The sequence below is a fragment of the Flavobacterium sp. ZB4P23 genome (genome assembly GCF_003970375.1).
GTDB lineage: Bacteria > Bacteroidota > Bacteroidia > Flavobacteriales > Flavobacteriaceae > Flavobacterium.
Map to the genome: position 1 here is coordinate 14,087 of NZ_RYDK01000002.1, position 19,671 is coordinate 33,757.

Genomic DNA, 19,671 nt, shown 5'->3' on the forward strand with positions numbered 1-19,671 from the left:
TTAAATTATAAAGTCATAGCAATAAGAAGCAACAGAGGTTACCAACCTCGCGTAGAAAAAAAAGATGCACACAGAATAAACAGTCTTATTCGTGGTGTACAAGAAGTAAGACTTGTAGGAGAGAACATTGAGCCAGGAGTTTTTAAACTTTCGGAAGCTCTAAGATTAGCGGATCAATTTGAATTGGATCTTGTTGAGATTTCTCCAAATGCAGAACCACCGGTGTGCAAAATCATGGATTACAAGAAATTTGTTTACGAACAAAAGAAACGTGATAAGATCCTAAAAGCGAAATCTACACAAGTTGTTGTGAAAGAAATCCGTTTTGGCCCACAGACCGATGAGCATGATTATGAGTTTAAGAGAAAGAATGCAGAAAAATTCTTGAAAGAAGGAGCCAAATTGAAAGCATTCGTTTTCTTCAAAGGGCGTTCAATCATATACAAGGACCAAGGTCAAATCTTATTGTTGAGATTGGCAACAGATCTTGAAGAATTTGGAAAAGTAGAAGCCATGCCTGTTCTGGAAGGAAAGAGAATGATCATGTTCATCGCTCCTAAAAAGAAAAAGTAATATCCTCCCCTAACCCTTCCGAAGGAAGGGAACAAAAAAAAAGGAGAAACAAATATAACTTCTCGTCACCCTCCCCTTTGGGGAGGGCTGGGGAGAGGAAAAAATAAGTAAGTACGAATAAATTAAAACACTAGGAAAAAATGCCTAAAATGAAAACCAAATCTAGCGCCAAGAAACGTTTTAAAGTTACTGGTTCTGGAAAGATTAAAAGAAAGCATGCTTTTAAAAGTCACATTTTGACTAAAAAGTCTAAAAAACGTAAATTAGCATTGACACACTCTGCGCTAGTTCACAAAACAGATATGAAAAGCATCAAACAACAATTAAGAATTATTTAATAAGTCTTAAAGTTGCAAAGTCAAAGGTCTTAAAGCCTTTGGATATTCGACTTTAAAACTTTTGACTAAATAGTCTTTAGGTTAAAACAATTTAAAATAACCTTGGAGTACGGCCATTAAGCGCTTTTGATTTAATTCAAGCCGCCTGCTACAAAAAACAATAAAAATTATGCCAAGATCGGTAAATTCAGTTGCTAAAAGAGCAAGAAGAAAAAAAATAATGAAGCAAGCCAAAGGTTTCTTTGGTAGACGTAAAAACGTTTGGACAGTTGCTAAGAATGCGGTAGAGAAAGCAATGTGCTACGCTTACCGTGACAGAAAAGTGAACAAAAGAAATTTCCGTGCATTATGGATTCAACGTATCAACGCTGGAGCTAGATTGGAAGGAATGTCTTATTCACAATTCATGGGTAAAGTAAAAGCTAACGGAATCGAATTGAACCGTAAAGTGCTTGCTGATTTAGCAATGAATCACCCAGAAGCTTTCAAAGCTGTACTTAATAAAGTAAAATAAACGTTTTATAACTCAATTTAGATTACTTACTTATATAAAAAACCCAATCCGAAAGATTGGGTTTTTTTGTTTACATACTGTTCAGCTTAACTGCTTCTACACCATCATTGCATTAAATTATACTTTTTGATAATGTACTTGGTAATAGGCTTTAGTGGTTTTCCCGTTACTGGGTGAAATCCTGCCATATTGAAAAGTTCTATCACTCCATCACGCTTACAATACCACACGATAGGTGTCTCTTTATTAAAGAATTGCAACGTACTACTACAATCTACTTTCTTTAATTTCATTACCTCCTCATCAATGGAACTACTAATTCCAAACTGTCCATTGTCTTTCAAGCAATCTACTGCTACATAATAATTCCCCTCCCATTTCATACAGTCCTTCTCTGGAAAAAAAATTCCTTTTACAGTATATCCCATAAAAAATAATGCCATCAAAATAGCAAGAATAATTCCTGATTTTCTCAAATGCGCATATTGAGAGATTCCTGCTAGAACATTATTAGTAGGGTTCACTAATTGAATACCAACATCGGTCATTCTCTTTTTTTGAAACGCTTTAACACTTTCTTGAGCATCTCTTTCGCTACTCTTACCATGGAGTAAATACGTATTATAAGGCCTTGGAATAAAATCTACCAAAATGGCTGCTAATTCTATTCTAGCCGCAGTATCAGAATCTTTCTGTCCTTTTAGAAAGGATATAATGGGTTTAAATTTTCCGAGATCAAAATTTTCAATTACCCGTCTCAAAGTATCCTCCGCTTTAGCATCAAAAAACATTTTAAATACATTTTCATCTGCATTGGACAGGCCATTACCCAATTTCATCAAGCATAGATTCCGCAATTGTGCAGGGGTTGGATTTAATAATATTCCCGACACTTCATCCATTTTAGATACTTGATATTCTACTTTAATGGCACGTTTATACTCCTCAAAAGTAATTTTATTCATACTCCTATTTTGGTATTTATAAGCATTAGTCGGAAACTATCAGAATTACCGGAATTACCGGAATTCCTTTGAGAACAAACTGCACTATCCTCATTCCTTTGCTTAAGAATTCTTTGCTGTCTTGAATTGCAATCAAGACAAATGTACAAAACTAGTTCTTAAAAAAAGTGCTACAAAACAGCCTGGTCGGTCTATTCGGGAAGTATAGATGGTCCTATTCTGTTTTCAGCACACTTACTTCCCCAAAAAGCAAATCTTTTATGGTAGGCTAATCCTGATAACAATTCGATTTCGAAATCGGACTGACCAACCCATATTTAATTTTAATTCAAAAAAAAATGAAAAGAATACTACTAGTATCGTGTTTAATCATTGCCGGAATTGCAATGGTTTCCTGTACCAATGACGAAGTACAAACCACTCCAGATAACAAACAACAAGTATCCGCAGATGATACAGGAGGAGGTGCGAATGGACAAACTAAAATTCCTCCTCCAAAATAACAATACAAATATAGAATTAAATCCATATCTAAAATTAATTTATGTATTTTCGGGGAATGAAACTTAAAAAGTTGAATTCCCCGTTTTTAATTTCACTCATCCTTTTATTTACAGGATTTATATCTTGCAAAAAAGAAAGTACCATTGCAACACAAATCAAAAGCAACCCGCACTACCAACAGCATTTTTTACGAGCGGAAAAACATTTTGAAAACCAAGTTTATGATAGTGCTTTTTATTACTACAACGAATCAAAATTAGTTTGTAATGAAGGAACGGATACTGAAAAAATAATTTATTCCTTATTAAAAATGGCTGTAATTCAGCAAATCCAAGGGGATTATATGAGTAGTGAAACCACGGCTACTGAGGCTATTTCATTATTCCAAAAAACAACAAATCGCTACTACAAATGTGCTGTATACAATATATTAGGTATTAATTATGAGCGACTTTATGACTATGACAATGCAATACTCTACTATAATAAAGCACTCAATCAAATCCCGGATGAATCACAAAAAACAATCCTTACAAATAATATTGCCGTAGCGTATATAGGCAAAAATGATTACAAAAGCGCACTGCAGCTTCTGTTGCCATTAACTCTCCATACAAACATTTCAAACGATGAGGAAAATAATGCCAGGGTTCTTGATAATTTGGGCTATTGCTATTTCAAAATGGGTGATTCAAGAAGTCTTCACTATCTGAATACCGCTTTAATCATTAGAAAAAAAATAAAAGATGACTTTGGAATTACAACCAGTTATCTTAATATTGCTGAGTTCTATAAAAAATCCAATCCTGGATTATCTTATAAATATGCACAATTAGCTTACGAAAAAGCAACAAAAATTAACAATGTTGATGACCGATTGAAAGCAATCGCATTATTAATACGAAATAGCGTTGGGAAGGAAACAAAAAAATTTTCCATTCTTCACCTCCACATCAATGACAGCATCAATAAAGCCCGACAAAAAGCAAAAAATCAATTTGCAAAAATAAAATATGATTCTAAAAAAGATAAAGATGAAAATTTAGAACTAAAAACACAAAAAATAGAAAATGCACTTTTATTAGAAAAGCAAAAAAATAGAAATCTAATTTTATCCTTTGTTATCGTATTCACCTTAATAATAAGCATTTCCGCAGCAAATTTTCTTATGGCTAAAAACCGAAGAGAAAAGGTGAAAATTTCATATACCACTGAAATTCGAATTTCAAAAAAACTACATGATGAACTAGCTAACGATGTGTATCAAACCATGGCATTTGCAGAAACACAAGATTTATCCACCGCACAAAATAAAGAAGTTTTACTAACCAGCCTAGACACTATTTATTCCCGGACACGAAACATTTCCAGAGAAAACAGCACTATTGAAGCAGGAGCACTGTTTGAAACTAGTTTAAAAGAAATGATGTCCGGTTTTCAAACAAATGAAATCAATATATTAACCAATGGAATGGATACAATTCAGTGGAACGCTATAAACAGTACTAAAAAAATAACGCTTTACCGAGTGGTACAAGAGTTACTGGTCAACATGAAAAAGCACAGCCAATGCAGTTTAGTTGTATTAACTTTCAAAAAAAATAAAAATAAATTACAAGTCGATTACACTGATAATGGTATTGGAGCCACGCTTGAAGAATTAACTTCAACAAATGGACTTCAAAATGTGGAAAACCGTATTCATGCCATAAAAGGAACCCTTAATTTTGACAGTAAATCCAACAAAGGGTTTAGAGTCCGTTTTATTTTTCCAATATAATCTAGTCCATATGTTCCATAAAGTTTTAGTTGCCGAAGATTTAGACACTATAAGCATCGCAATAATTCAAGCACTAAGAGAGCTTTCTATTTTAGAAATTCACCATGCCAAATACTGTGATGAAGCTTTCCTAAAAATAAAAAGAGCCCTTCATGACAAAGTTCCCTATGACTTGTTGATTAGTGATTTATCATTTAAACCCGATCACCGTCAGGATCGATTATCCTCTGGTGAGGAACTCATTGAAGCCGTAAAAAAAGAACAGCCTGAACTTAAAACCATTGTGTTTTCGATAGAAGACAAATCCTTTAGAATAAAATCACTGTATACTAATTTAGGAATAAATGCCTATGTATCAAAAGGAAGAGACAGTATTCCGGAACTCAAGAAAACGATACAAAATATTTATAATAATAAGAACCTTCATCCATCTGAGGAAGTACGCCATGCTTTAAGAAACAAATCCCTTTTTGAAATTGAAGCCTATGATATTTTACTTTTAAAATCTTTATCCAATGGATTAACCCTGGAGGATATTGCTTCGGAATTTAAAAATTCCGGAATTATTCCTAGTGGCACCAGTAGTCTTGAAAAACGCATCAATAGGCTTAAAATATATTTCAAAGCAAACAATAACGTACATCTTATAGCCATCACTAAAGATTTAGGATTAGTCTAATTCGCATTTCAGACTATTAAAAACTAAAAAAAATATTCCAATAACGTTATTACTGCAATTTAAAAGCATCAAAAACAATCAATTGCTAAGGTCATTTACAGCGCTCCAAAGATTTTTGACACGGTGATTAAATCCTAAAACATAGCGGTAGAATTGATATTTTTTTTACGGTTGTACCAAAGATAGGTATGCGATATTAGCTTAAATTCACTTCTTTTTTTGACCATTGTATTGGCAAATCATAGCCTGATTTTAATAAAAATGATGTCTTTACGGTTTCCCGTAAAAAATAGATTTCAAAAGTTGCTAGATTTGGTTTATAAAAAATCAAATGAAACAAATGCTCCAGTTTACAATAACCAATTTAGTATTCGCTCGATATTCCGAAGGAAGGATCTTGACAAAGGACAACTATCGGGAGTTCAAAAACCAAATAAAAAAACCCATCTTTTTTATACTGTCATTTTGCATCCTAACATCTTGCAAATCAGAACCAAAAAAACAACCTCAACACCGACAAATACTTCACAACCAAATACATCGAAAATATGATGACGATGTGTTAATAGTACCAAAACAAACGGATACAGCTATAGACAAAAAAACAAATACGCAAACTGATTCGTTAAAAAGAAAAAATCAAATACCTCTTGCAAATCCAATACAAAGTCCAATTGGGATTGCTATACCTCAAGAAAAGCTAAAAAGCTCTTCAAGACAACGAAAAGGTAAAGTTATTTACACATCGGAACGTAAAAAAAAGAATCAATGGAAAAAATTATAATTATGAAATACATCCTGTTGTTTTCAATACAAATAGTTGTACTGAGTATCGGCGGATTATTGATATAGCGTATAAAATTCGGAAAAAACAATCCAAATGAGGAAAACCGTAAAGAAGTTATCTTTTACGGAAGTAATTTTGAAACCAATTAGCAACAAAATACTATGGAATTAACCATTCAACTAAAATCCCTAGCGGATAAAATCATTCAGTTAAAAGACAAAATCGAAACCGAAGAATCAACCAAACACGCATTTGTACTCCCATTTATCAACATGCTTGGCTATGATGCCTTCAATCCGCTGGAGGTAGTCCCTGAATTCACTGCCGATATTGGATTAAAAAAAGGAGAAAAGGTAGACTATGCTATTTTCCAGAGCGGTGAACCCATCCTAATTGTTGAATGCAAAAGCTGGAAAGAAAACCTTTCAGTGCACAGCTCACAACTATTTCGCTATTTTCATGTCACAAAAACTCGTTTTGCACTCTTAACTAATGGCATTCAATATCAATTTTATACCGATTTAGACGAGAAAAACAAAATGGACCAGAAGCCTTTTCTGGAGTTTGACATCATCAATCTCAAAGAAAATTCGATCATTGAAATTGCTAAATTCCATAAATCAAGTTTTAATGTAGATCACATTCTAAACAATGCGAGTGCTTTAAAATATACCAAAGAAATCAAAAAAGAGATTAATGACGAACTGGAAAATCCCTCGAATGATTTTATAAAACTCTTTGCTAATAAAGTATATGCTGGAAGACTTACGGAAAAAGTGATGGAAGAATTCAAAATGTTAGTTCAAAAAGCATTTAATCAATTTATCAACGAAAAAATTAATGACCGCTTGAATGCCGCACTAAATAAAGAAACAATAAAACAACAGGAAGAAAAAACGGAACCCATTGAAGAAGCGAACAAAGTGGTTACCAGTGACGAAGAACTGGAAGCCTACCGAATTGTCGTGGCTATTCTAAGGCGTAAAATTCCTGTAAACAGAATCGTTCCTCGGGATACTCAATCCTACTTTGGGATTTTACTTGATGACAACAACCGCAAACCTTTATGCAGGTTGCATCTCAACGGAACTAAAAAATATCTTGGCCTTTTCAATGAAAACAAAATCGAAATAAAACATCACATTCAGTCAATTGATGACATTTATCAATTTGAAAAGGAATTATTGGAAACTGTTGGGGCTTATGAAGGGAAGTGATTTGCTTTGTAAAAGTATTTACAATACGAAATAAATCCTGTAATATGACCTTTAAACCTAAGTCATTAAAGTACCTGTTGCACCATAAATTCTAAAAGTTGACAAGAATATTTAATTATAATTAAACAAATGATTTTTAATAACAATTTCAGAAAAATAACGGTAACTGAAAACGGAATAATATTGACTTATAAAACACAAAAAAATATTATTTTCTGAGTTAGACAAGACTCACGTTAAAGTAAATAAAATGAGGCCGGTTTATACATTTATAATTATTTGGGCATTACTATCCTTGGGTTTTCTTTCCTATTTATACCTGCAAATAGACCTAATCTTACTGATTACTTTTTTTCTGATTGTATTTATTTTTTTAAAAATGAATGAACACAAAAGCTATAGCATAAAAATCCGTTTGAAAAATGGTGAAATTATAGAAGAAAAAATATTGGCAAAATTAAAACTGGAGACTATCAACAGTATCAATGAAGTCCAAAAAGGGATTTACAACTATAAAATAAATAACAACAAGAATTAGCTTTAGTTCCTAACTATGATCATTTGATTGTTTATACCAAACTTTAAAAAAAATTATATGAATCTCAAAAAAAATCAAATATTAAAATTGTAATTATCTTTCAAGACTACCCGTTATTTGTACCATACTGCCTCTAGTACATACAATTATTATTATTTCAAAAAAGGAGAATCCTATAACAAGTCTAAGTAATGAAATTTCTCCTTTGTCGATATAACCAAAATAAAATACATCAGAAAACAATATTAAACAATCCATAAGACTCGAAAAATTCCTCAAATTCCATTTAATTATCATACGTTTGAGCTACTCTAATTCTATCCGTAAAAAGTGATACTAATATTCTCCTAATTAAATGAAACCCCTATTTTCCTTACTGTTCCTCTTCCTAGCCACTTTTGCTTTCGCTCAAACCAAAATCCTTTCCTGGAACATAGCCAATTTTGGAAAATCGAAATCCGAAGAAACCATTACTTATATTGCAAAAACGCTGAAAGATTACGACATAATTGCCATTCAGGAAGTGGTTGCCGGATATGGAGGCGCACAGGCAGTAGCACGATTAACAGATGAACTCAACCGAAAAGGAGCTAAATGGGAGTATGTGATCAGTGACCCCACCAGCAGCAGTGCCTATAAAACCGAAAGATATGCCTTCATTTGGAAAACGAGCAAAGTAAAGAAAATAGGAAAAGCTTGGCTCGAAAAAAAATACCATCTAGAGATTGAGAGAGAGCCTTATTATTGCACTTTTCAATATGAAAACAAACAATTCACGCTGGTGAATTTTCATGCTATTACTAAAAAAATGCAACCCGAAACCGAGATTAAATATTTCAAATTTTTACCTGATGAATATCCCACCTTGAATTTAATTTTTGCAGGAGACTTCAACTGTCCGCAATCACATTCGGTTTTCAATTCGTTGAAAAAAATGGGATTTCAATCTATTTTAGTAAACCAAAAAACCTCGTTGAAACAAGAATGCAAAAAAGAGATTTGTCTCGCTTCTGAATTTGATAATATGTATTACAAAACTTCTAAAACTACACTTCTAAATTCCGGTATTATTCCTTTTTATAAAAATTTTAGCACACAAAAAGAAGCTCGAAAAATATCCGATCACGTTCCTATTTGGTTTGAATTTTCTTTGAATTGATATCCACACCGCATTAAGTGATGTTGTGACTAATGCAATTGATATTGTTCAGGAATATTTAGACAAGGAAAATGAAGATGGAAGCGTTTAATCATTTATCTTTTACATCACAAAAGCTACCGTAACAGGTGGCTTTTTTTTTGATTTTAAATTATTTGGAGCTATTCCTGCTGTTCGTTTTATCCACGCTAAAAAGCGTGGTATACCAATACCATCAGGGCTAAAAAAACCAATTGGTACTGATTGGTTTTTTTATTCTATGTCTTTAATTTTTTCTTTTTAGCTGCAGGGAACAACACATTGTTCAAAATCAAACGGTATCCGGGTGAATTTGCATGCAAGTCCAAAACTGTAGGGGGATCGCCTACCTGATGCTGAAAATCCTCCGGATCATGACCCCCATAAAAAGTGAACATCCCTTTCCCCTTCTGCCCATGAATATAACGGGCTTCGCCATTAAGTTCACCTGTCCCCATGACTAAAACATTCGATTTTACAAGTACCGCATCAAATGATGTTGTTTGTCCCATAAATCCTTTGACAAGTTGTGTGTGATTTTGACACAACATAGTGGGAATAGGATCCCATTTTGCCGAAAATTCCATTAAGGTAAAATAATCTTTTTCCATAGGAATTCTTCGTTTAGAGGTCATATCAATATCAGAGAACTCATATTGTTCAGGTCTTCGCTCTAAGATAAAATCTTTGAAAGCAAAAGAATTACTATAATTCATCTTCGATTGGTAATTGCCTTCACTCACATCCCCATCAAACATAGCTTCGCAAATATCTACTCCATCCGCTGCAAGAGCAATATCAAAACTATCTGTTGCGGAGCACATTGCAAACATAAACCCACCTCCTATTACAAAGTCCCTAATCTTTTTAGCCACAGCTCCCTTTTCGTCAGATACTTTTGAAAACCCTAATTTTGTCGCCAGTATTTCAGCTTCTTTCTTTTGTTCAATATACCAAGGTACATTTTTATACGCTCCGTAAAACTTACCGTATTGCCCGGTAAAATCTTCGTGATGCAAGTGCAACCAGTCATAAAGCAACAATTGGTCTCCCAACACTTCCTGATCATATATAGCTGTAAAAGGAATTTCAGCATAGGTCAAGACCAGCGTCACTGCATCATCCCACGGTTGTTTCCCTTTTGGTGTATACACTGCAATCTTTGGTGCTTTCTCTAAAATAACGGATTCCATATTCTGGGACGGACTGGAGATTTCATTTAAGAGTATCACTTCTTCCTCATCAGAGATTATTTCAAAACTCACTCCTCTAATCTGGCACTCTTTGCGTATTTCCTGCGCATCAGGCACTAAAAAAGAACCGCCACGGTAGTTGAGTAGCCAGCTGACTTTGTGATTTTTTTCCAAACACCAAAACGTAATTCCATACGCCTTCAAGTGATTTTGTTGCGTGGTTTCATCCATTGGCAACAAAATAAAAGAAGCTTTTACGGAAATTGATAGTAGAAAAATCAGAATATATATAAATCGCTTGTACATCATTGTATTGCCTTTTTATATTTCAAAGATAGAAAGGAAGCCGTTCAAATGAGAATAATTTAACTTTAAAATGAATGCACCAATCTAATTTAAATAAAACCACGTAAAAACACCTAAAGCCAGACGAATTAGTATCTATAAATTTGTAACTATAACCTAATCTACATTAAATGAAAAATTTAGTACTAAATTCAAAGGAAAACAATAACCATTTTAATTTTAAAACTATTTTTAAAAAAATTGGATTTTCTTTGTTAGTAGGACTTATTGTTGTTTTTTACACTTTATGTTTTAATTATTTTCTTCTGTAATGCTAAATCGAGACCAAAAAACACCACAACCAATTGTTTCAAAAAATTATTATGCCGCGTTATCAGAAGAAATCCTATCAACTGCAAAATTAGGAAAAGATACGACTTCCCTCAGAAGACAACTTTATTATATCAGACATACAAAAATCGAAAAGAGTCTGGACACTGATGCTTTAAAAAAAACTTTTTGGATTAATATCTATAATGCTTTTTATCTCATTATTCTAAACGAAACAAGACGACACTATGTATCGTCTTAAAAGGATAAAGATTGCACGTTCCATATTCTCGTTAAATGATATTGAACATGGTATTTTAAGAAAAAATAAATTCAAAATAGGATTAGGATATGTAACCAATCCATTTTATTCTGGTTTTATAAAAACCTTAGCCGTCAGTAAACTAGACTACCGAATTCACTTTGCGTTAAGAGCTACAAATTTAAATCCTGATCCGTTTGATTATTTTAATTGTGATGAAATTGAATCACAGCTTGCTACTGTCACCACTGATTTTATCAAATTTGAAACTGAATTTGACCATGAATCAAAAAAAATGATCGTATCGCAATTTCTGTTTACCTATTTACGGGATTTTGGCGGAATACAATCCATAAAAAAAATGCTGAAAACTATTTTTAAAAAAGATTTCAAAGGATATTCGTTAAAGTTCAAGCCGTATAACAGAATCGAAAAAAAGCACCCTATTTCTTAGTCCATTGGCATTTGTTAAAGGAATCCCTTATCTTAAAACCTGAATTTAAGTTGTTTAAAATTTTAAAAAAATCTTCTCTTTTTTTGCAAAAAAAAAGTGCATCCAGCATTGCTTTTAGTACAAATGGGTTCTGATTAATCTTCAAACGGCATAATTTCATTTTGAACCGCATACACAACCAATCCTGCAATATTCCTGGATTCTGTTTTAAGCAACAAGTTATTTCGATGTCCTTCCACCGTTCTTGGACTTATAAAAAGTTGCTCTGCAATTTCTAAGGTGCTTTTTTGATAGCAAATAAGTTTGAGTACTTCCAATTCACGTACACTCAAAAATCCACTATCAAAGTTACTTTTCGTTTTTCTAGTGTTCAAAATATTGGTTTGAATAATTTTCATGACATATTCCGTATAGTAAAATCCTTTTAAAGCCACTTCATTTACGGTTGTAAGCAATTCTTGTGGTGTCGCATTTTTTATCACATAGGAAACAGCACCAACATCAATCATATTCGCCACAAAAGATTTAGAATCATAGCTGGTTAGCGCTATAATTTTTATTTCAGGGAATTCTTTATGGATGATCTTAGTGGCTTCGACTCCATTTAAAATTGGCATTTTCAGATCCATGATAATAATATCGGGATGATTTTTAGTACTGCGAAGGTAGGAAATCAATTCATCCCCATTGGAGGCTTCAAAAACAATCTCAATATTTGTTTCCCGTTCCAGCAAAAAAGAGATTCCTTTTCTAAAAAGAATTTCATCATCTACTAAAATTATTTGAATAACATCATTCATTATTTAAAAATTAAAAGTGACCGTAATCCCTTTATTTACAGCTGAATTAATGACAATAGTGCTGTTTAAAAAAGCGACTCTACTATTAATATTTTTCATCCCAAGACCTTTTTGCTTGTCTTTATTTTTCATATCAAAACCAATTCCATTATCAGAATAAGAGCATTTTTTGAGTCCGTAATTGTCCTCAAAAAGAATAGATATGACAGTTGCCTTACCGTGCCGAATGGAATTATTGATCAACTCTTGCAAGATTCTAAATACGTGTAAATGCTTCATATTATCTTTAATATCAAAGAAGGTTGTATTTTCATAATTTACCGTGACAACTTGAGAACTATTGCATTCCATGCATAATTCTCCCACTCCTGCATCTAGTCCAAATTTATCTAAAACCGGAGGTAACAAACCGTGTGCGATTTTCCTGGAACTATCCAGCGCTTTGGCAGTCAGATTGATGATATTCTCGGTAATTGTTCCTACCTCATCTTTGGTCAAATTTGGAGTATTTAACAAATGACTGTTCAAAGACACAATATTAAGCTGAGAACTGATGTCGTCATGTAAATCTTGGGCAATACGCTTGCGCTCTTCTTCTTGCGTAATAATTACGGCACTCAATAGCTCTTTTTGATACTGGATTTCCAGATCTTTTTTTTCTAATTCTTTCTGGATAATTTTTTTTCTCGAAAAATAGAAAAACAAGATTAAGACGAATCCCATCAAAAGAAAAGCAACACAGGAATAAATAATTATTTCGATTATATCACTTTCATTTATTAATTCTGCCTTCATAAATATTTATTTAATTACTTTTTGGAAAAACTTTTTTTCCACTCTAGTAAAATGAATAATTGGTAGACTATATAGAGTCCTGAGTTCAATACCCAAGGTATTTTTGTGTATTCCAGTCTCAATATATTTGTCAAATTTCCTACTATAAATAAAATGGTGCTTCCAAATAAATAGAGTAAAATACCCATATTGATATAATAATACTCTTTTTTCTCATTTAATATGTTGTAAAGATGTAGGGTTGCGTAGCTAACTATTAAAAAAGAGGTAATGAATATTTCGAATAAATTGAATTTAAAAAACAAACTCGGATCTAGTACGTATTGAATTCCAATGACTGCTAAACCAGCATACAAACCCACTGTAACAATCTTTTTTTGATACGTCTCTTTTAATAAAACTTTGTAAAAAAAACTGAGTATTATAAACTGACCCACAAAATAAAAATGAGACAAATAAAGGTTATTAATATTAACTCTTGCCAAGACATTCGAAATTATTTGGATAACTAAAACCAACCCTAAATATCCTGTAAAAATCTTAAATACTTTATCCTGAAGAGAAAAGCACCGGATAAATAAAACAAAATTCAAAAATAAAACCAAGAGACCTACATATATAAATACATTTAACATCTATTGCAGCATTAGAGTTTCAGGATCACAAGTAGATGGACAAGGAGACGTAAAATCATAAATATCATCTTCCGTTGCACCAGCGTCACCATTGTCTTGAGTGATCATATCAACATAAATTTGAGTTAGGGGATCATATTTTGTTCCCACAATCATTAATTTTTCTACTCCATCATCATCAACTCCTATGTATGCTCTCACTGCATCGACCCCTTCTTTGAGGACTTCTACTAAATCAATTTTAGGGATCAAAAAAGCATTTAAATGATGGTGTTTGTTATAATCCCCTTCTCGTTTAGACCATCGTTTTGCCCATCTTTGGGCTGTTTTTAACGGAATGACATTCACAACTTTTCCTTTTTTTAGGCTTCCAGAAGTAGTTTCTTGTGACATATTTATTAGGTTTGCAGATTACGGATTTTATAAATAAAAAATTATTAGCTAAACTACTGTTTTTTATTGTTTATACAAAACCAGCTTAGTAATTATACAAGCTATAGGGTTAGTTTTCAAAATAAGCACCGATCGCCCTGATCGCTTATTTAGTTTTTGTAACCCTAATTTGGTTTGTAGAGAACCTAATTTGTATTAGCCCTGCTGAATGGTATTAATTTAATATGACTATCCGTCACTTGTACCAATGCTAAAAATAGCTTGTTTTTGAGTCATCAACCTATTAAATACGAGCTATGAACCTACCTGAATTTTTAGAGAAATACCCTGATTAAGCCACACGTAATAAGGGATTCAAAGCTAAACTACTTGAAATGGTAATTGTATGTAAAAAGTGTCAACACACCGAACATTACTTTCGTAAGGCAGATTTAAAATTTCAATGCAAAAAATGCGGTAGTCGTGTCAGTCTTCGTTCAGGCACCGTTATGGAGAATACTAATTTGCCTTTTCCAATATTGGATGCTCTGTATTGAACTCGTGATGCTGTCACAAAAGAGTTTTTCGGCATTAGAAATACAACGTATGTTGGGTCACAAACATTATGAACCCTTGGTAGGGTAAATTGCTTTAGAGTTGTCTTACTTGAGAATGCTATCAATAAAGAAGCACTCAATAATCACTAAAATAAAAATTATGAACACATTTAAAGCCTTACTCATTTTGATCACTATTGGTTTTGCCATAAATATAAATGCGCAAGAAGCCAATAGTACCGATGAACCAAAAAAAAACACAAAACAAGCTACGGTAACTTATTACCAACAACGCGCTGCAGAGGATGCAAAATATGAGCAGGAGTTTACTGCTCAAAACAACAGCGAAGACAAAGCTTTTTGGAAAGAACAAAAAAAATACGAAAAACAATTAAAGAAAAACAACAAAAAAGCTTATCGCGCCTACATTCAAGGAAAAAAAGAGGCATACGCAGAACATCACCAACATTGCAATCACGATCACCATAGCGATTATTTTTATAGCAATGCCCAGTTTTATTATTACCAATACGACAACAGACACAACTATCAGAGAAGACCAAATCGTACTATAATAAACACTCCGGTGCGAGTAAGCACTCCGAGCATTCGTTTAGGGATTTTTTAATTACGGGTAAACTATTTTTTTTTAATAATATCTTTTTTAAGACCGACGAAATAATTTTTGTTAAAGAATTCTGATTGAAGTTTCTATGCCATATATTTATTTACTGACTAACCAAAAAGAGCACTCCTAGAGGATTTATTCCTGACACTTTCACAACACTGACAACAGATCTGTAATAATAAAACCTCTTGTAACACTTTTAAATAAATCTAATTACTGTATATTACCATCTTATCTAAAGGTGGAAATTATGAAAGACAATAAAATAGTACGTTATATTAAAGACGTGTTAGAAAATAAGCCAACTGGCTGGTTGAATCTAACAACTCACAGACTAGATATTTATGACGAAAAATTGGCAAAAACTCAATTCTTAGAACAGTTTGAAATTTTATTTAATAGCAATAATTCTGAATCAAAGGCATTAGGAGAGTTACCCACTGCTTATGACTATATTCGATTAGGGCATCCATTATCTTGTATATTAGAATGGGTGATTGCCCACTTACATCATTTAAAACCAGAAAATGTAATTAGTTTTTCCTCAAAGACGACTCCGATTTTGGCAGTACTAAGGAAAAATTTATTAGCTGGCAAAAACACTCAAATTATTTACACTGGTGAATTACCAGAATTTTTTGATGTTGAAGTACTTCAGCACATTTATGGCTATACATTTGATTTAAAGAAGATTGAAAAAGAAACAGCCATTTCCAAGTTTGACGGGAGTACCATTTTCATTACGCAGCAAGATGAAATTAGCACTTTTGATTTTACCAAAAACATTGACTTTTTTATCAATGTTCATTCTGACTTTGGAAGTATTTTAGTTGTAAATGGAGACCAAAACGAAAGTTATATCCCCGAAATTCAGCATGTCAGAAGAAGAGAGACCATTGCAATGACGCCAGCCAATTGTCTTGCTATGTTGAAAATTCTGACAGCACAATCTTCTTTAGAACCAAAAGAGAATACTATCGAGACAAACAAAGCAATGGTTTTAGATTCGATTGCGACCATTACCGGAAGCAAGACAAAAGCACTAATTGCTTCCAGTGGACTATCAATTCAATATGCGGTTGTCATGGGATTAATTCATGATGCGAAGGAAAACCATAAAGGAAAGGCGATCAAAATTATTGTTCCCCCCAATTGTTACGGTGGTACAAACGACCAAGCCAGACGAGTTGCTGCTTGCATTGACTCTGTTGAAATACTGGATTTACTGGTTGACGGTGGTAAAGATATGGTTGAAAGTATTGCGCTTCTTTTAGATAAAATTGCTGACGAGGATGCTATTCCAATCATAATTGCTGAAATTCCAACAAATCCCAGAGTTGAAGTTCCGGATCTTTTCAAATTAAGCGCTACTTTGAGTAAACAGCGAAAAACTGCAACTGGTAAAATTGCTACAGATCCTATTTTTGTTTTAGATCAAACCTTTTGTCCAAATGTACACTTTTTAGGTGAAGAGGATATATTATCACCAATTAGGACCATTTCATATGTAAGCGGATCTAAATTTCCAAGTGGCGGGCAATGTACTGCGGGCTATTGTGTGGGAAATAAAAAAACGGAAGGGTTGATGAAAAAAATAGAATTTCATCTAAAACTTTGCGATAATGAGGCTACCAATCTTCAAATGGAGATTTTGGCAAAACAATTGCCTTCTATGAATCAAAGAATAAAGGATGCATATCATAATACACATGAATTTGTAAACTTCATAAAAAAAACTTTACCAGCGGCGAAAATTAATTTTGTTTCGTCAGCATTGGCAGACCAAGGATTTACCCCCTCTGTGTTTTCATTAGACCTTCCCAGTAAAGGGAACACAACGGAAGAAAAAGAAGCTCATAAAAGAGAGTTAAATCTTAGGTTAATAAATTTAATGATTAGAGAAATACCTAATGAAAGCAAGTTTTGTGTGAGTTATGGGCAGTTAAAAGGATGTTACTGGACAATTCCAGCAACATCAACTCAAGGGACGACTAAAGAGGGTGACAAAGATTACATCGTACGTGTAGCACTTTCTCCTACCATGGATTTAGAACTTCACAAAAAAGTTTTTTTAGATTTTGTCAGCCAAATTTAATTCTGATCCTATACCATTCCTCTATTTAACCTTGAAGGAAAAAACTAAGTAATGATCCATATTAACTAAAATAGAATTTTCTGATTTTTTTTTACAGAAACAGACAACCATTACAAGTAAACCACTGTGGAGGGATAGGTCAAAGATTTGGTTATTAATACCAAACAAAATTACTATTGGCTCCATAAAAAAGCTTTCAGAAAAGTATTTGAATGCTGATAAAATGATCTATTTAGTGGTAGGTGATGCTGAAACGCAGTTAAAAAAGCTGAAGAAAATTGGTTATGGAACACCAATTCTTCTGAATACACCAGCGGTAAATAAGCTGATTTAAAACTAATTTGGGTTATAAGTAATAACCATGGTATAATGTCGTATTTTAAAATCAGGATAAAATCATGTAACAATATGATTTAAAGCTGTTTTACTTAAAGTTAATTCTTTTGACTTTACGACTTTTAAACTTTCGACTTACTTACATCACTGATTCTCATAGCCGCGATAGACGTGAAAATTTTATTCACTCATTTCATCATATCGCTCCGGAACTTGGGGATCATACAGCGAACATTTGAATTCATCCATTATATTCACTAAAGTATCCATTGTTTTTCCTTCAGTGCCATAACAATCAATTTTTACACTTTGGGGCGTCATCCTGATATGAAAAGCACCTGCACCATAGTTATTTTTCCAACTGTTCTCGTCTACTTTTTCCCATTTGGAGAATACAGAAGCAATTCTGTTCAAAATGACTTGTACCGGAAGTTCTTCAAGACCTTCAATTTCAGCTTGTTCTTCTGAAACAGCTTCATAAACTTCGTGATGGTTGAGATAAATTCCCTCCAGATATTTCCAAAAAACCAATTCGTACATAGATAAAAAATTAAAAGATTAAAGAATTGAAAGATTGAAAAATGAACTTCAATTGAAGCTTTTTAATATTCAAAAGTTCCGTATTCACTGGTAATAGTCAGTTTTTTTGAAGTAGCAGCTTCTACTCTACCTACGATTTGCGCATCAACATTAAATAATTTTGAAATCGCAATAATGTCTTGTGCAACAGCTTCCGGAACATAAATTTCCATACGGTGACCGCAATTGAAAACTTGGTACATTTCTTTCCAATCCGTTTTAGATTGTTCTTGAATTAACTGAAATAATGGCGGAACTGGAAATAAATTGTCTTTTATAATGTGTAGGTTTTCTACAAAGTGTAAAATTTTAGTTTGGGCTCCTCCACTGCAATGCACCATTCCGTGAATTTGATTGGAAGAATATTGGTCTAAAATTTTCTTAATGATTGGTGCATACGTTCTGGTTGGCGAAAGCACTAATTGTCCGGCATCGATTGGTGAATTTTCAACGGCGTCTGTCAATTTTACTTGTCCAGAATAGATTAATTCTTCAGGAACTAAAGCATCGAAACTCTCCGGATATTTGGTTGCCAAATATTTCCCGAAAACATCATGACGCGCCGATGTTAACCCGTTGCTTCCCATTCCGCCATTATAGTTTTTCTCGTAAGTAGCCTGGCCAAAAGAAGCCAATCCTACAATTACATCACCGGCTTTAATATTAGCATTATCAATTACTTTGCTGCGTTTCATACGAGCAGTTACTGTTGAATCTACAATTATAGTTCGAACAATATCGCCTACATCAGCAGTTTCTCCACCTGTTGAATGAATGGTCACCCCAAAAGATTCCAGTTCTTTAATCAGTTCTTCGGTTCCGTTAATAATTGCTGAAATTACTTCAGCGGTAATCAAATTTTTATTTCTTCCAATGGTTGATGAAAGCAGAATATTATCCGTTGCACCCACGCACAATAAATCGTCAATATTCATGATTAAAGCATCTTGGGCAATGCCTTTCCAAACAGAAATATCGCCTGTTTCTTTCCAATACATGTAGGCCAAAGAGGATTTAGTTCCCGCTCCGTCAGCATGCATGATCAGACAATATTCTTCGTCTTGAGTTAAATAATCAGGGACAATTTTACAGAAAGCTTGTGGATATAATCCTTTATCAATATTTTTTATCGCATTATGAACATCTTCTTTGGATGCCGAAACACCGCGAAGCGCATATCTTTTTGAAGTATCTGAACTCATGTAGTCTAGTTGTGAAGTCTGCTTTTATGCAGGTAGTTGTGCGGCAAAGGTAATTATTTTTTTGGGTTTTGCCTAT

The 19,671-nt window shown here is 33.2% G+C and carries 22 protein-coding genes and 1 pseudogene; 15 read left to right on the top strand and 8 right to left on the bottom strand.

Features of this window, described 5'->3' with window-relative positions:
• Positions 1 to 15: 15 nt before the first annotated feature.
• The 3 genes from infC to rplT all read left to right on the top strand — a co-directional run bounded on the left by infC (position 16) and on the right by rplT (position 1,425).
• Positions 16 to 573 carry a translation initiation factor IF-3 gene (gene infC, locus EKL99_RS03270; RefSeq protein ID WP_370273076.1) on the top strand — a complete coding sequence of 186 codons (558 nt, stop codon included), beginning with the start codon at positions 16 to 18 and terminating at the stop codon, positions 571 to 573.
• Between the two features lie 140 nt (positions 574 to 713).
• Positions 714 to 911: a 50S ribosomal protein L35 gene (gene rpmI, locus EKL99_RS03275; RefSeq protein WP_022827375.1), complete on the top strand. Its 198-nt coding sequence runs from the start codon at positions 714 to 716 to the stop codon at positions 909 to 911.
• Between the two features lie 169 nt (positions 912 to 1,080).
• Positions 1,081 to 1,425 (top strand): 50S ribosomal protein L20, encoded by a 345-nt coding sequence (gene rplT, locus EKL99_RS03280; RefSeq protein WP_035633036.1) that lies wholly within the window; start codon positions 1,081 to 1,083, stop codon positions 1,423 to 1,425.
• A 104-nt stretch (positions 1,426 to 1,529) separates the two neighbouring features.
• Here the strand turns inward: rplT and EKL99_RS03285 are convergent, their stop codons facing one another.
• On the bottom strand, positions 1,530 to 2,390 hold the full coding sequence (locus EKL99_RS03285; protein WP_126576393.1) for a hypothetical protein: 861 nt from the start codon (positions 2,388 to 2,390) through the stop codon (positions 1,530 to 1,532).
• Between the two features lie 338 nt (positions 2,391 to 2,728).
• On the opposite strand from EKL99_RS03285, the gene EKL99_RS14395 reads away from it, so the two are divergent.
• The 7 genes from EKL99_RS14395 (at position 2,729) to EKL99_RS03310 (ending at position 9,054) form a co-directional block, all read left to right on the top strand.
• Positions 2,729 to 2,893: a hypothetical protein gene (locus EKL99_RS14395; RefSeq protein WP_156063249.1), complete on the top strand. Its 165-nt coding sequence runs from the start codon at positions 2,729 to 2,731 to the stop codon at positions 2,891 to 2,893.
• Between the two features lie 56 nt (positions 2,894 to 2,949).
• A complete protein-coding gene (locus EKL99_RS03290) occupies positions 2,950 to 4,674 on the top strand; it encodes a tetratricopeptide repeat protein (RefSeq protein ID WP_197037201.1) in 1,725 nt (574 codons plus the stop codon).
• Between the two features lie 10 nt (positions 4,675 to 4,684).
• The gene (locus tag EKL99_RS03295; RefSeq protein WP_126460926.1) at positions 4,685 to 5,353 is read left to right on the top strand and encodes a response regulator transcription factor; all 669 of its coding nucleotides are present in this window, start codon (positions 4,685 to 4,687) and stop codon (positions 5,351 to 5,353) included.
• A gap of 559 nt (positions 5,354 to 5,912) precedes the next feature.
• Positions 5,913 to 6,137, top strand: coding sequence for a hypothetical protein (locus EKL99_RS03300; protein WP_126555644.1), 225 nt, complete (start codon positions 5,913 to 5,915; stop codon positions 6,135 to 6,137).
• A gap of 164 nt (positions 6,138 to 6,301) precedes the next feature.
• On the top strand, positions 6,302 to 7,357 hold the full coding sequence (locus tag EKL99_RS03305) for a type I restriction endonuclease (protein ID WP_126576395.1): 1,056 nt from the start codon (positions 6,302 to 6,304) through the stop codon (positions 7,355 to 7,357).
• 379 nt (positions 7,358 to 7,736) lie between these two features.
• Entirely contained in the window at positions 7,737 to 7,895 is a 159-nt protein-coding gene (locus EKL99_RS14400; protein ID WP_156063251.1) for a hypothetical protein, read from the top strand.
• Positions 7,896 to 8,250: 355 nt separating this feature from the next.
• Positions 8,251 to 9,054: an endonuclease/exonuclease/phosphatase family protein gene (locus EKL99_RS03310; protein WP_126576396.1), complete on the top strand. Its 804-nt coding sequence runs from the start codon at positions 8,251 to 8,253 to the stop codon at positions 9,052 to 9,054.
• Between the two features lie 257 nt (positions 9,055 to 9,311).
• Here EKL99_RS03310 and EKL99_RS03315 read toward each other — a convergent pair whose 3' ends face one another.
• On the bottom strand, positions 9,312 to 10,571 hold the full coding sequence (locus tag EKL99_RS03315; RefSeq protein ID WP_126568308.1) for an asparagine synthetase B: 1,260 nt from the start codon (positions 10,569 to 10,571) through the stop codon (positions 9,312 to 9,314).
• A 310-nt stretch (positions 10,572 to 10,881) separates the two neighbouring features.
• On the opposite strand from EKL99_RS03315, the gene EKL99_RS03320 reads away from it, so the two are divergent.
• Together EKL99_RS03320 and EKL99_RS03325 are read left to right on the top strand one after the other, a co-directional pair.
• Positions 10,882 to 11,142 carry a hypothetical protein gene (locus EKL99_RS03320; RefSeq protein ID WP_126576397.1) on the top strand — a complete coding sequence of 87 codons (261 nt, stop codon included), beginning with the start codon at positions 10,882 to 10,884 and terminating at the stop codon, positions 11,140 to 11,142.
• The gene (locus EKL99_RS03325) at positions 11,129 to 11,596 is read left to right on the top strand and encodes a DUF547 domain-containing protein (protein WP_126576398.1); all 468 of its coding nucleotides are present in this window, start codon (positions 11,129 to 11,131) and stop codon (positions 11,594 to 11,596) included. The genes EKL99_RS03320 and EKL99_RS03325 overlap by 14 nt, the downstream gene beginning before the upstream one ends.
• A 134-nt stretch (positions 11,597 to 11,730) precedes the next feature.
• Here EKL99_RS03325 and EKL99_RS03330 read toward each other — a convergent pair whose 3' ends face one another.
• From EKL99_RS03330 to EKL99_RS03345, 4 genes are read right to left on the bottom strand one after another with little or no spacing between them, the layout of a single operon-like run.
• Entirely contained in the window at positions 11,731 to 12,396 is a 666-nt protein-coding gene (locus tag EKL99_RS03330) for a response regulator transcription factor (protein WP_126460942.1), read from the bottom strand.
• A gap of 3 nt (positions 12,397 to 12,399) precedes the next feature.
• Complete coding sequence (locus EKL99_RS03335; protein ID WP_126460945.1) at positions 12,400 to 13,191, bottom strand: sensor histidine kinase; 792 nt, start codon at positions 13,189 to 13,191, stop codon at positions 12,400 to 12,402.
• A gap of 14 nt (positions 13,192 to 13,205) precedes the next feature.
• Positions 13,206 to 13,826, bottom strand: coding sequence for a hypothetical protein (locus EKL99_RS03340; RefSeq protein WP_126460948.1), 621 nt, complete (start codon positions 13,824 to 13,826; stop codon positions 13,206 to 13,208).
• Positions 13,827 to 14,219, bottom strand: coding sequence for a hypothetical protein (locus EKL99_RS03345; protein WP_126460951.1), 393 nt, complete (start codon positions 14,217 to 14,219; stop codon positions 13,827 to 13,829).
• Positions 14,220 to 14,506: 287 nt separating this feature from the next.
• Between EKL99_RS03345 and EKL99_RS03350 the strand changes: the two are divergent.
• The 3 genes and pseudogenes from EKL99_RS03350 to EKL99_RS03360 all read left to right on the top strand — a co-directional run.
• Positions 14,507 to 14,834, top strand: a pseudogene (locus tag EKL99_RS03350) (IS1595 family transposase); the annotation flags it as partial.
• Positions 14,835 to 14,915: 81 nt separating this feature from the next.
• A complete protein-coding gene (locus EKL99_RS03355; RefSeq protein WP_126460955.1) occupies positions 14,916 to 15,383 on the top strand; it encodes a hypothetical protein in 468 nt (155 codons plus the stop codon).
• 250 nt (positions 15,384 to 15,633) lie between these two features.
• Complete coding sequence (locus EKL99_RS03360; RefSeq protein ID WP_126576399.1) at positions 15,634 to 17,478, top strand: PLP-dependent transferase; 1,845 nt, start codon at positions 15,634 to 15,636, stop codon at positions 17,476 to 17,478.
• A 516-nt stretch (positions 17,479 to 17,994) separates the two neighbouring features.
• Here EKL99_RS03360 and EKL99_RS03365 read toward each other — a convergent pair.
• Both EKL99_RS03365 and EKL99_RS03370 read right to left on the bottom strand, forming a co-directional pair.
• Positions 17,995 to 18,354: a hypothetical protein gene (locus tag EKL99_RS03365; protein ID WP_126460964.1), complete on the bottom strand. Its 360-nt coding sequence runs from the start codon at positions 18,352 to 18,354 to the stop codon at positions 17,995 to 17,997.
• A 62-nt stretch (positions 18,355 to 18,416) separates the two neighbouring features.
• Positions 18,417 to 19,595, bottom strand: a complete 1,179-nt coding sequence (locus EKL99_RS03370) for an AIR synthase related protein (protein ID WP_126576400.1) — start codon at positions 19,593 to 19,595, stop codon at positions 18,417 to 18,419.
• Positions 19,596 to 19,671: the final 76 nt, after the last annotated feature.

Coding starts and splice junctions, on each gene's coding strand:
- rpmI (WP_022827375.1), top strand. CDS start 714: ATGCCTAAAATGAAAACCAAATCTAGCGCCAAGAAACGTTTTAAAGTT.
- EKL99_RS03345 (WP_126460951.1), bottom strand. CDS start 14,219: ATGTCACAAGAAACTACTTCTGGAAGCCTAAAAAAAGGAAAAGTTGTG.
- EKL99_RS03315 (WP_126568308.1), bottom strand. CDS start 10,571: ATGTACAAGCGATTTATATATATTCTGATTTTTCTACTATCAATTTCC.
- EKL99_RS14395 (WP_156063249.1), top strand. CDS start 2,729: ATGAAAAGAATACTACTAGTATCGTGTTTAATCATTGCCGGAATTGCA.
- EKL99_RS03370 (WP_126576400.1), bottom strand. CDS start 19,595: ATGAGTTCAGATACTTCAAAAAGATATGCGCTTCGCGGTGTTTCGGCA.
- EKL99_RS03335 (WP_126460945.1), bottom strand. CDS start 13,191: ATGAAGGCAGAATTAATAAATGAAAGTGATATAATCGAAATAATTATT.
- EKL99_RS03295 (WP_126460926.1), top strand. CDS start 4,685: ATGTTCCATAAAGTTTTAGTTGCCGAAGATTTAGACACTATAAGCATC.
- EKL99_RS03310 (WP_126576396.1), top strand. CDS start 8,251: ATGAAACCCCTATTTTCCTTACTGTTCCTCTTCCTAGCCACTTTTGCT.
- EKL99_RS03285 (WP_126576393.1), bottom strand. CDS start 2,390: ATGAATAAAATTACTTTTGAGGAGTATAAACGTGCCATTAAAGTAGAA.
- EKL99_RS03360 (WP_126576399.1), top strand. CDS start 15,634: ATGAAAGACAATAAAATAGTACGTTATATTAAAGACGTGTTAGAAAAT.
- EKL99_RS14400 (WP_156063251.1), top strand. CDS start 7,737: ATGAATGAACACAAAAGCTATAGCATAAAAATCCGTTTGAAAAATGGT.
- EKL99_RS03320 (WP_126576397.1), top strand. CDS start 10,882: ATGCTAAATCGAGACCAAAAAACACCACAACCAATTGTTTCAAAAAAT.
- EKL99_RS03305 (WP_126576395.1), top strand. CDS start 6,302: ATGGAATTAACCATTCAACTAAAATCCCTAGCGGATAAAATCATTCAG.
- EKL99_RS03340 (WP_126460948.1), bottom strand. CDS start 13,826: ATGTTAAATGTATTTATATATGTAGGTCTCTTGGTTTTATTTTTGAAT.
- EKL99_RS03290 (WP_197037201.1), top strand. CDS start 2,950: ATGAAACTTAAAAAGTTGAATTCCCCGTTTTTAATTTCACTCATCCTT.
- EKL99_RS03325 (WP_126576398.1), top strand. CDS start 11,129: ATGTATCGTCTTAAAAGGATAAAGATTGCACGTTCCATATTCTCGTTA.
- EKL99_RS03365 (WP_126460964.1), bottom strand. CDS start 18,354: ATGTACGAATTGGTTTTTTGGAAATATCTGGAGGGAATTTATCTCAAC.
- EKL99_RS03355 (WP_126460955.1), top strand. CDS start 14,916: ATGAACACATTTAAAGCCTTACTCATTTTGATCACTATTGGTTTTGCC.
- EKL99_RS03330 (WP_126460942.1), bottom strand. CDS start 12,396: ATGAATGATGTTATTCAAATAATTTTAGTAGATGATGAAATTCTTTTT.
- rplT (WP_035633036.1), top strand. CDS start 1,081: ATGCCAAGATCGGTAAATTCAGTTGCTAAAAGAGCAAGAAGAAAAAAA.